Source organism: Flavobacterium sp. AK-301 (genome assembly GCF_058310215.1).
Genome location: NZ_JBZEES010000001.1, coordinates 618,550 through 629,976, shown reverse-complemented (window position 1 = coordinate 629,976; position 11,427 = coordinate 618,550). Strand labels below are relative to the sequence as shown.

8 protein-coding genes are annotated in these 11,427 nt (G+C 36.5%); 5 read left to right on the top strand and 3 right to left on the bottom strand.

Annotation, left to right across the window (positions count from 1 at the left end; all coding sequences use genetic code 11):
- Window positions 1-23: 23 nt before the first annotated feature.
- The 3 genes from AC4FQX_RS02880 to AC4FQX_RS02870 all read right to left on the bottom strand — a co-directional run bounded on the left by AC4FQX_RS02880 (window position 24) and on the right by AC4FQX_RS02870 (window position 3,554).
- Window positions 24-602: a DUF1287 domain-containing protein gene (locus AC4FQX_RS02880; protein WP_491166157.1), complete on the bottom strand. Its 579-nt coding sequence runs from the start codon at window positions 600-602 to the stop codon at window positions 24-26.
- 154 nt (window positions 603-756) lie between these two features.
- On the bottom strand, window positions 757-972 hold the full coding sequence (locus tag AC4FQX_RS02875) for a heavy-metal-associated domain-containing protein (protein ID WP_491166156.1): 216 nt from the start codon (window positions 970-972) through the stop codon (window positions 757-759).
- Window positions 973-1,136: 164 nt separating this feature from the next.
- Window positions 1,137-3,554: a heavy metal translocating P-type ATPase gene (locus AC4FQX_RS02870; RefSeq protein ID WP_491166155.1), complete on the bottom strand. Its 2,418-nt coding sequence runs from the start codon at window positions 3,552-3,554 to the stop codon at window positions 1,137-1,139.
- A 274-nt stretch (window positions 3,555-3,828) separates the two neighbouring features.
- Between AC4FQX_RS02870 and AC4FQX_RS02865 the strand changes: the two genes are divergently transcribed.
- The 5 genes from AC4FQX_RS02865 (at window position 3,829) to AC4FQX_RS02845 (ending at window position 11,349) form a co-directional block, all read left to right on the top strand.
- Complete coding sequence (locus AC4FQX_RS02865) at window positions 3,829-4,836, top strand: beta-ketoacyl-ACP synthase III (RefSeq protein ID WP_491166308.1); 1,008 nt, start codon at window positions 3,829-3,831, stop codon at window positions 4,834-4,836.
- A gap of 320 nt (window positions 4,837-5,156) precedes the next feature.
- Complete coding sequence (locus tag AC4FQX_RS02860) at window positions 5,157-6,971, top strand: type VI secretion system Vgr family protein (RefSeq protein ID WP_491166154.1); 1,815 nt, start codon at window positions 5,157-5,159, stop codon at window positions 6,969-6,971.
- A gap of 3 nt (window positions 6,972-6,974) precedes the next feature.
- A complete protein-coding gene (locus AC4FQX_RS02855) occupies window positions 6,975-8,924 on the top strand; it encodes a phospholipase effector Tle1 domain-containing protein (protein ID WP_491166153.1) in 1,950 nt (649 codons plus the stop codon).
- Window positions 8,911-10,068, top strand: a complete 1,158-nt coding sequence (locus AC4FQX_RS02850) for a DUF2931 family protein (RefSeq protein ID WP_491166152.1) — start codon at window positions 8,911-8,913, stop codon at window positions 10,066-10,068. Before AC4FQX_RS02855 ends, AC4FQX_RS02850 begins: the two co-directional genes overlap by 14 nt.
- 105 nt (window positions 10,069-10,173) lie before the next feature.
- Window positions 10,174-11,349 (top strand): DUF2931 family protein, encoded by a 1,176-nt coding sequence (locus AC4FQX_RS02845; protein WP_491166151.1) that lies wholly within the window; start codon window positions 10,174-10,176, stop codon window positions 11,347-11,349.
- The last annotated feature ends 78 nt before the right edge of the window (window positions 11,350-11,427 follow it).

Here is an 11,427-nt window from a genome sequence, read left to right as displayed (position 1 = left end):
GAGCAGCTATCGGAAAATTACAATTACTGATAACTGTAATGTCCGATGATTGTATTTTTGAATAAACAGTCCTCCAGAACCTGTCCAGCTCCGATATTATGAACAATAAGAGGTCTTTTCTGGTCTTCTGATTTCTCTTTTGCTACAATCCCGATATGCGTTAGGTTTCCGTTAAGTCTCCAGCAGACAATATCTCCCGTTCTATATTCTTTTGGATTAGTGCTTACAGGTAATATTTTACCAAATCTGGAGAAAAAGGTCATTAAGTTCAGAACTCTTCTGTGATCAATATTTTTGTCAGTAGATTTTAATCCCCATGTTTTAGGGTATTTACTGAAATTCGCTTTCATATCTTCATGTATTTTTTTCTGAAGATCAATATCCGTTTTTCTATATGCTCTGATAATTACATCTGAGCAAACTCCTTTGTTTGCAGGAACATCACCATTAGGGTAATCAATTTTAAAATAAGAAGGATCATACTGGACTTTCTGATGAGTTAGTTCGACAGCAGCAACAGCCAGTTTTTCGTTAAAAGGCATTTGTCCAAAAACAGTTGCCTGAAAGAATAATAAGAAAAGATAAACTAAAATTTTCTGCATAATAAAAATAATTTTTGGATTGCACAATATATTAAAAATGTAGGAACAGAAGATGAGTTCTTGTTAAAATAGTTGTTATATGATTTTTTATTCCCGGAAATAAAAAAACCTTCTGATAGATTTATCAGAAGGTTAAAACTAAAACTAGGTACAGTTAATTAGAAACCTCTTCGATAGAAAATCCTAATTTTTTTATCGCTGTAACAATCGTATCTGTAGCAATATCCTGCGTGCTTACAGTTAATATTTTATCCGGGTTGTCAGTATCTACTTTCCAGTTCTCCTGACCTACAATTGTATTTAGAGGGTCAGTTACTTTAGAGACACAGCCTCCACAATTAATATTGGTTTTAAATTTTATTGTTTTCATGATTTTTATTTTTGTTTAAAAAGTTTAAAAAGTTGCAAAGGTACAGAGGTTTTAATAGTTGATAGTTTTTAATTGATAGTTCTCAGTTTTATCTTTAACCGTAAAGTTGTTTTGAATACTGTGACTGTATACTGAAAACCGAATACTTTACATCTTGTTTTTATCTATTTTAGTTTCTTCCATTTCAGTAATAAACTGTTGCTCACTACACTTACAGAGCTCAGAGCCATAGCAGCTCCTGCTATCATTGGATTTAGCAGGAATCCGTTAAAAGGATACAGTATACCTGCTGCAATAGGAATACCGATAACATTATAAATAAACGCCCAGAACAAGTTTTGTTTGATTGTTGCTACCGTTTGTTTCGATAATAGAATCGCCTGAGGTATTTTATTCAAATCCGAAGAAATGATTGTCATATTAGCAACATCCATTGCAATATCAGAACCTTTTCCCATTGCGATACTTACGTTTGCCTGTGCTAATGCAGCGCTGTCATTGATTCCGTCACCCACCATGGCAACTATTTTACCTTGATTTTGTAATTCTTTTACAAAATCGACCTTGTCCTGAGGTAATACTTCCGCTTTATAGCTTGTAATTCCGGTTTGTTTTGCAACTGATTGCGCAGTAGCCTCATTATCACCCGTAAGCATAAATACTTCAATGCCTAGATCTTTCAGTTCAGCAATAGCACTTACAGAGGTTGCTTTTATAGTATCTGCAATACCGATCACTGCCAGTACTTTTTTACTGTCTGCAAAATAGATTACAGTACTTGCGTTCTCATATTCCTGATCTGCATATGTTGCTAAAGTAGGGTCAAGTTGTATAGTATTTCGTTCTATTAATTTTTTATTTCCCACAAAATAAGTCTCATTTTCGATCTGAGCACTTACTCCGGAGCCGGTAAGACTCTGAAAAGAAGAGACAGGTACTAGCTGAGCATCAGTAAGATATTTTGAAACCGCCTCTGCGAGAGGATGTTCGGATTGTTTTTCGATAGAGAACAGGACAGAAGCTTTACTTTGATCATCCTGTAACCAGTATCCTTTTGTAACTTTTGGTTTTCCTTCCGTTATTGTTCCGGTTTTATCCAGTACAACAGCATCTACCTTTCTTCCCAGTTCCAGACTTTCAGCATCTTTGATTAGGATTCCGTTTTCAGCTCCTTTACCTACACCTACCATAATAGCTGTGGGAGTAGCCAGACCCAAAGCACACGGACAGGCAATTACCAGTACTGTTACCATAGCCAGTAGCCCCTGAGTAAAACCGTTTTCACCTCCAACGAAATACCATATAAAGAAAGTGATAATAGCAATTGCCATCACAACCGGTACAAAAATACCGGCAATTTTATCCACTAATTTCTGAACAGGCGCTTTACTGCCCTGAGCATTCTGGATCATTTCGATGATCTGCGCCAGAAGTGTTTCACTGCCTATTTTTTCTGCTTTGAACTGAAAGCTCCCTTTCTGATTAATTGTTCCTGCAAATACAGAACTGTTTTCTTCCTTAAGCACCGGAATCGGTTCTCCTGTAATCATACTTTCATCAATATAAGAACTGCCGGAGACTACTTTACCGTCAACTGCTATTTTTTCTCCCGGTCTTACTAATAAGATATGTCCTGTGTTAATTGAAGCAATAGGAATTTCTTTTTGTTCCCCATTTTCAATGATAATGGCTGTTTTAGGTTGTAATCCAATTAGTTTTTTAATAGCAGATGAGGTATTACCCTTCGCTTTTTCTTCTAATAGTTTCCCTAAAAGAATAAAAGTGATAACCACTCCTGCAGCTTCAAAATAAACATGGGCATGTAAACCTCTTTCATGCCAGTAACCGGCAGCAAGAGTATTGAAAACACTAAAAACATAGGCAACTCCAGTACTCAGAGCAACCAGTGTATCCATATTAGCAGAGCGGTGTTTTGCCTGTTTCCATGCATTGATGAAAAAATCTTTACCCAGCCACAATACAATAGGAGTAGATAGTATCCACATAATATAATCACCATAAGGCATATCCATAAAGAACATTCCTATTATTACCAGCGGAATGGCAAAAATAACTGCGGTACGTGTTTTGAACTGTAGTTCTTTGAACTTAGCCTGATTCAGGTCTTCCAGTGTTTCTTTAGCTTCATCACTTTCATCGATCATCAGGTCATATCCTGCGGACTGTAAATTAGCTTTTAATTCATTCAGGTTCGTCATACTTGGAACATACTCTATTACAGCACTGGTATTTGCATAATTGACGGAAGCATTTACAACTCCCGGAGTATTATTCAGTATATTCTGTGCAGAACTGGCACAAGAAGCACAGGACATACTCAGTACAGGCAGTGTCTTTTTAACAGTAGGGACATTATACCCCAAATCACGTATTGTTTTTACCGCTTCCGGTAATACGGTCTCAGGATGTGTTGTTTCCAGAATAGCACGTTTGTTATTTACTTCTACTTTAAGAGAAGTAACATCCTTAATGTTTTTCAGTCCGTTCTGAACGATTAGCGCACAATGTTCGCTTTCTACGTTCTCTAGCGGTATAATGATATTGTTTTTTTCGGGTTTCATATAAATTCTTTTTTAAGAACAGGACAAAGTTCCGAAAATTATAGTAGTAACAGTTGTACTATTTTGATTAAGAGTTGTAAGATTTTAGATTTTATACGGAGGTTTTTCTTTTGTATTTTCATTTTTTTAAATAAATCGGGAGATAATCATTATATCAAGAGAGTTGTTTTCAAAATTGCAGATATAGAAAAAAATGTTAACTTGTAGTGCTATATTTTCCGGGATGCTTAAATTTGCGCCTGTATTTTTAGTAAATAATTAAAGAAAAATGATGATGTATCACTCAAAAATAAAAGGGTTAGGCTATTATGTTCCTGAAAATATAGTTACCAATGACGATCTTTCCAAAGTTATGGACACTAATGATGAATGGATTCAGGAAAGAACAGGAATAAAACAAAGGCACCATATCAAAAAAGGAGACGGTAACTCCACAGCAGTAATGGGTTATAAAGCAGCAAAGATTGCTATAGAAAGAGCCGGTTTAGAGGCAAACGATATAGATATGATTGTTTTTGCAACACTAAGTCCCGATTTTTATTTCCCAGGTGGTGGCGTACAGGTGCAGGAAATGCTGGGAGTAGGAACCATTCCCGCTTTAGATATCAGAAATCAGTGTTCCGGGTTTATTTATGGTCTTTCAGTAGCAGATCAGTTTATAAAGACCGGAATGTATAAAAATATTTTACTGATAGGTTCTGAAAACCATTCAGGTGGACTGGATATGACAACCCGCGGTCGTGGAGTTTCCGTTATTTTTGGAGACGGAGCAGGAGCAGTTGTTCTTTCCCGAACAGAAGATACTTCAAAAGGAATTCTTTCCACACATTTACACTCTGAAGGTCAACATGCAAAAGAACTGGCTTTAATAGGACCAAGTACCGAAAGATGGCTACCGGAAATTATAAAAGCAAACGACCCCGATGATCTGTCTTACTATCCTTATATGAATGGAAACTTTGTATTCAAACATGCAGTAACCCGTTTTTCAGAAGTAATAATAGAAGGTCTCGAAGCAAACAATTTAAAGATTTCAGATATTGATTTGTTGATTCCACATCAGGCAAACCTCAGAATTTCCCAGTTCATTCAGCAAAAATTCCAGTTAAGCGATGATAAAGTATATAACAATATCATGAACTACGGTAATACAACAGCCGCTTCCATTCCGATTGCATTAACAGAAGCATGGGAACAAGGAAGACTCAAAGAAGGAGATATTCTGGTATTAGCCGCTTTTGGTAGTGGATTTACCTGGGGAAGCGCTATTATAAAATGGTAATGTTTTTGTAAGGTGTTATTTGTAAAAAGTAAAAAGTTTTTTGTAAAAGGAGAAAAGAGAGCTGTTTTCAGAGAATTTTCTATATAAGATTTTGGAAAACGTACAGGAAAACAACCTTAGATAAACCAGTTAAAGCATAAAAACAAGAGAAGTTGTCTGAAAAGGCAGCTTCTTTTTATTTTATACTATTTACAAAATTTAATAAAAAACAGATGATTTTAATTATAATACATTATATTAGCCATATTGTTGCGTTATTTTAATAAAAAATGGTAAAACGACACAAGAAGCAAACAGGTTTAATAAAATAAAAATTATAAATGAATTATTTAGCAAAAAACATAAGCAAAAGAGTTGTTATTCGTATTCCTATGTATGATAAATCTGTACACTTTTCCGATCTTGAAATACATCAGGAAATCCTTTCCCACAGTCGTTTTCAATTTTTATGGCGTATATCCGGAGATCTGAAAACCAACCCGCTGGAGGAGTTCGGATATTTTCAGAATAACCTGGATAATGAGATCACTTTTTCCTTTTATACAAGAGGAGGAAAAGAAGTAATTTATAAAGGGCTGATTACCGGTTTAAAGATGGTAAATAAGGATGGCGCTACACGTGGTTACTGGGTGACGGGTTCTAGTCATACAATAGCACTAAACGATTTTAAACTAAATCGTCAACATCTCGATAAAGATTTAGCTCAAATCCTTAAAGATACCCTCAAAGGAAGAATTCAGGGATTATGGGAACCGGAAGACCTACTACCTGAATTTACAGATAAAATACCAAGTGTTTTACAGTCCGGTGAAACAGACTGGGACTTTATAACCCGATTAGCACAACGATACGGAGAATGGCTTTACTGGGATGGTACCCGTTTACAATTCGGAAGAGTAAAAGACTCCAAAATGACACTGGTAAACGGGAGACATATCCGAAGTTTTGGAATGGAAGTACAGTTGCTGAGTAATAAATCCGCATTATCCGGTTATGACTATCAACAAGCAGCAATGTTGAAAACAGAGCTGAAGCAGACGAATAATCATTTTAACGACAATTTGATGGACAGTGCCATTGATGCACAGAGAAGTCAGTATAAGCAGAATACAGATTATAACGACACTGTTTTGTATCATAACTACAGTCCCGCAGTTTGCGATCAAAAAGAAATAGAGCATATGGTACAGTTAGATACAGCCGGAAAAGCAGCAAAAATGGTACGATATACCATAGAAACCGATGAACCTATAAATGTAGGACATGTAGTAACCATTCAGGACAAGACCGTGACCCATCATGTTATTGTGACTAAATGTAGTTTTTACAGTGTAGGAACAGGAAATTTTCGAAATGAATTCGAAGCAATTCCGGTAGACTGCATACAACCTCCCTATACCGATTCACAAGTAAGAGGTTTTGCCTGCGATCAGCCTGCTAAGGTAATTGATAACAATGACCCGATGGGTATGGGAAGAATAAGAGTACGCTATTTTTGGAGTGAACGTTCCGGAGAAAATGAAAGCGACTGGATCAGAGTACAAATGCTTCATGCCGGCGCCGGAAAAGGATCTTATTTTGTTCCTGAGCTGGACGAAGAAGTACGTGTGTCTTTTGAAGGAAATCATCCCGACGCAGCCTATGTATCCGGAACGAGTTATAACGGACAGCAGTTAAGCGGCTATCACACCCCCGGCAATGATATCAAAGCGATACATACCCGAAGCGATGCTAAAGTAATACTAAATGATGCAGAAGGCAGTATAAGATTAGAAGATCCAAGCGGAAACAACTATTTTATGGATGGAAAAGGAAACACGACCCTAACCGTTCCCAATACCTTTACTGTAAATGCAACCGATATCAACCTAAATGCCTCCGGTAATATGGTTTCTAACATAGATATGAATATCACAGAAATCGCAGGAATGAACATTATGCAGCATGCAGCAATGGATTATTCTCTGGGAGCCGTTAATATTACTAAATCAGCGAGTGAAAACTATGTCTGTGATGCTAAGGACATTCATAAACATGCCATTGAAGCCATAGAGACTTCTTCTATTGCTGATTATACACAGAATAGTGAGACTGTAGTAAAAAGTTTGTCCAGAGAGAAAAGTTTAATCGGCTAAATCATGAGTAAAGAAAAAAAGACAGGTCAAATCACTATTATAGCTAAAAATATAATTGATAATGCTGGAAATGAAATCCGGGAAGATGCTAAAGTAATAAAGAATCGTGCCGGAGGAAGATTTATTCAGAATGGAAAAGAAGGTGTTCTTTATGGCGAAAATATAGAAAGAAAACCGATACGATCCGCTATGCCCGAAGATGCCGTAAATGTTTTTGTAGGGATGTTCTTTGACGGTACCGGAAATAACCGGTATAACTCCGATAAAAAATACTATAGTGACATCACTTCTGGTGAAAAATTTTACCGGGTAGCCACTATCCCTTCTCAATATGAGTTTATAAAGGGTAAAGACGGAAAACAGAAAAAAGTAAAAGTAAGCGATCGTGACAGCTACTGGAATCCCTATTCGAATATTGCCAAGTTATTTGATCTTTATAAAGAGCAAAGAACAGAATTTAAAAATAAAGAATATGGAAAACATGTTATTCTGAAACAATATATAGAAGGAATCGGTACCAAACAGGATCATCCGGATGCTGTTTTATCTTCCGGTATAGGTAGAGGATCCTGGGGTGTGATTGCCAGAGTAGAAGAAGGGATTAAAAATCTGGTTAAAGAGCAGTTCGAATATAGTAAAGGAAAAAAGATCAATAAGATCACGTTTGATGTTTTCGGTTTCAGCCGGGGTGCAGCAGCAGCCCGTCATTTTTGTAATGAAGTAAAAAGAGCAGCCGTTTACAGAGATGAAATGCTCAGAGATCCGGGAGAACCTAAATTCCCCATTCTTACCGGAAAAAAAATAGTTTCTGTTCCTGCAGGCGGATTACTGGGCAAAGAATTAATCGCAAATGGTTTTGAACCTGCTAAAGAAACCTTTGAGGTAGAAATCCGGTTTTTAGGACTCTATGATACTGTAGTATCCGATATGATCGTAAAAGAACATATAGGATATAAAGCTGCAGCAGCCCTTTCTGTTATTCATCCCGGACTGGCAACTATTGCAGTACAGGCAGAAGCTTCATTACCGGATATAAAAACCAGCTTAAAAGGATTAAATATTAAAAAAGTATTTCATATTACTGCAGCCAACGAATGGCGAGAAAACTTTGCATTAACCCCTACAGATGTTGGCTATACACTGAGTATGTTAGGATCGCATTCAGATATTGGTGGCGGTTATGCACAATTAGATGAATATGGCGCTATACTGAATTATTTTGATGTTGCTGTAGGAGATACAGAGTTACTGATTCAGAAAGAAAATGTAAAAAAATATTATACCGATCGTCATTTTTGTAAACCGACAGAACTGGAACTGATTAATACCTATGATCATGTACAGCAGGATATTGATATTAGTTTTAGAGGACAAAGAGTAAAAACAACCGTTGTTATCGATGCTCCGCCAGAAGCGTATCAGGATCATAAAATAGTAAAAGAGAAAAGCAGGACTCAAGAAGGTGTTCGATTACAAACCCAATATACCAAGCTTTCCGATCATTATATTATTAAAGATCTCCGAAAATATATGTCCAATAAATATTCATTAGTAGGGTTAAATCTGATGCATCAGAAAGCACTGGAGCATAATGTGCCTTTTTTTGAAAATTATGAAGAAGCTAAACCGAAACCTCCTTATGAATTCGAATATAAAATTCCGGATACAGAACAATTTCGTCTATTAAAAGACTATCTAGCCCATATGCTGGAAATAAGCAAAGGAGAAGGCAACAAGATCTATTATTTACCCGATGAAATGTACCGGCATATTTGCAATAAATATGTGCATTTATCAGCACATTATGGAGGGTTATCAAATGATTATATTACCGTAAAAGGAGGCGATCACAACTGGATGGGAAATATCGGTTTTGTCAATCAGCCGGTAGATTGTACTGAAAATGAATCCGGAAGTTTAATTTATAAAAGAGAAATTTATGAACCGAGATAATTGGTTTTTTATATTATTAGTATTTATTTTTAGTAGTTGTAGTCCCCAGAAGAAAGATACCTTTAGCTGGAATGCGGGATTATCCGGAGCGGAATATTATCCATCCGGAGCACCTTATGTAGAATATTTTTATCAGGGAAAGAGTATTGCCGGAGCTTCTTCTGGTACAGGAGCCGGTCAGGGTTGGGGAACCACTAGTGGCGGTTATACCGGAGGAGAGCGATTTAAACCGGTACCGGATAGTATTTATGTAAAATGGGTATGCAGTGCAGATAATTTACTTTATAAAGGAGGCTTTCGTTTGCCTGGAGACAAGATGCTGGTTTTATTCCGCAGTGGAGTCCGGGATCCTTTTGGAGATTTAGAAGACTATAGTACGATTGTCGCCGGAATGGCACCGGGAGGTAATATTACGATCTGGCTAAAAGCCGGAGTAGTAAATACAGAAATTATAAAGTTTAAAATAAAGAAAGGTAAAGAAGATCCAACTATAAGCAAAAGTTATATAGAAAAAGATCCTAAATATTGGGGAGATTATTTAATTTACTGGAAGCTTCATGGCATTCCCTATTCCATTTGGGAAACCGGAGAGAGGGAATATAATTGGGATATTGGATTTACCAGTGAAAAAGAGGATATTGAAAAAAGTATATTCACTTTTTATACTAAAAGTGGTAGTTGGTATCAGGATGGACCATTATTTTCATTAGAAAAAAGTAGTTGGGATTTTTCCAAAGCGATACCTAATAACAATCTGGTTCAGGAAAGGATACTTCCAGTTCAGATAAAAATAGAATGGGAACAAATAAAAGATCAACAATATTTTAGTACTAATGTTGTGTTGCCCAATGATTTTGAGAAACGGTTTAGAACGCCCTATCAAGATTCTCAAACGGGAAAATGGATATATTATAATCGATTAATTATAGGAGCTTATAAAGATGGTGAAAAAGGTATTGTATGGATGGAGGGTCTGGGGAAAAGAGAAAAAGTAATGGAATTCAAATCATATGAAGCTGTAAAAGACTCATATGGAACTTTTCAGAGTGGTGGTTATTCCCTTCCTAAAGGATTTATTTTCCCAAAATGGGAGGGTAGAGAACCTTTAGTATTTCCGGAAATAGAGTACTGGCAGGAAGAATAGTTATTATAAAGTGTAAAATAAGATATATTACGCACTGCTCATTATTACTCAGTCAACTTTAAACCTTAAACTTTAAACCAATTTAACCTATAAAAAGAGAAATGTATGAGCCGAGATAGTTGGTTTTTTATATTGTTAGTATTTATTTTTAGTAGTTGTAGTCCCCAGAAGAAAGATACCTTTAGCTGGAATGCCGGATTATCTGGAGCAGAATATTATCCATCCGGAGCACCTTATGTAGAATATTTTTATCAGGGAAAGAGTATTGCCGGAGCTTCTTCTGGTACAGGAGCCGGTCAGGGTTGGGGAACCACTAGTGGCGGTTATACCGGAGGAGAGCGATTTAAACCGGTACCGGATAGTATTTATGTAAAATGGGTATGCAGTGCAGATAATTTACTTTATAAAGGAGGCTTTCGTTTGCCTGGAGACAAGATGCTGGTTTTATTCCGCAGTGGAGTCCGGGATCCTTTTGGAGATTTAGAAGACTATAGTACGATTGTCGCCGGAATGGCACCGGGAGGTAATATTACGATCTGGCTAAAAGCCGGAGTAGTAAATACAGAAATTATAAAGTTTAAAATAAAGAAAGGTAAAGAAGATCCAACTATAAGCAAAAGTTATATAGAAAAAGATCCTAAATATTGGGGAGATTATTTAATTTACTGGAAGCTTCATGGCATTCCCTATTTCATTTGGGAAACCGGAGAGAGGGAATATAATTGGGATATTGGATTTACCAGTGAAGAAATAAAAGGATATAGGTTTTCCCTAATATTTTATTCTAAAGACGGAACTGTTTCTTCAGGAGATTTAAGAGGTAGGGATACGGAGCATACCCAATGGTTAAAGCCTTATGGACAGCTTAATACCAATCTGGTAAAAAACGCAAAATTGCCTGTTCAGGTTTTTGTTCAGTGGATCTCTCCGGATAATAATAACTTTTATGAAGCGGAGGTTGTTTTACCGCAGGATTTTGAACAAAGATTTACTACCCCTTATACTAATCCGGGAACCAGAAAACCGGAAGTTTATAATCGTATTATAATTGGTATGGAAGCAGAGGATCCTAAAAATAAAGAATACGGATATGGTCGAATATGGCTGGATGGTCCGGGTAAGCAAGAAGAAATAATGCGTTTTAGAGCCGCTAAGCTAAATATGGAAACTAGGAAATTTACAGTATCTAAATATTCCCTTCCGAAAGGATTTATTTTCCCAAAATGGGAGGGCAGAGAACCTCTGGTATTTCCGGAAATAGAGTACTGGCAGGAAGAATAAGGCTACAAAACAAACAAAAAAACCGAAGTAGAAATTACTTCGGTTTTTTCTGACTAACTCAAATTTTAAAATTTGTAT

What these genes read in the sequence shown, in the direction of transcription:
- AC4FQX_RS02850 (WP_491166152.1), top strand. Translation starts at nt 8,911, where the DNA reads ATGAACCGAGATAATTGGTTTTTTATATTATTAGTATTTATTTTTAGT.
- AC4FQX_RS02865 (WP_491166308.1), top strand. Translation starts at nt 3,829, where the DNA reads ATGTATCACTCAAAAATAAAAGGGTTAGGCTATTATGTTCCTGAAAAT.
- AC4FQX_RS02845 (WP_491166151.1), top strand. Translation starts at nt 10,174, where the DNA reads ATGAGCCGAGATAGTTGGTTTTTTATATTGTTAGTATTTATTTTTAGT.
- AC4FQX_RS02855 (WP_491166153.1), top strand. Translation starts at nt 6,975, where the DNA reads ATGAGTAAAGAAAAAAAGACAGGTCAAATCACTATTATAGCTAAAAAT.
- AC4FQX_RS02860 (WP_491166154.1), top strand. Translation starts at nt 5,157, where the DNA reads ATGAATTATTTAGCAAAAAACATAAGCAAAAGAGTTGTTATTCGTATT.
- AC4FQX_RS02875 (WP_491166156.1), bottom strand. Translation starts at nt 972, where the DNA reads ATGAAAACAATAAAATTTAAAACCAATATTAATTGTGGAGGCTGTGTC.
- AC4FQX_RS02870 (WP_491166155.1), bottom strand. Translation starts at nt 3,554, where the DNA reads ATGAAACCCGAAAAAAACAATATCATTATACCGCTAGAGAACGTAGAA.
- AC4FQX_RS02880 (WP_491166157.1), bottom strand. Translation starts at nt 602, where the DNA reads ATGCAGAAAATTTTAGTTTATCTTTTCTTATTATTCTTTCAGGCAACT.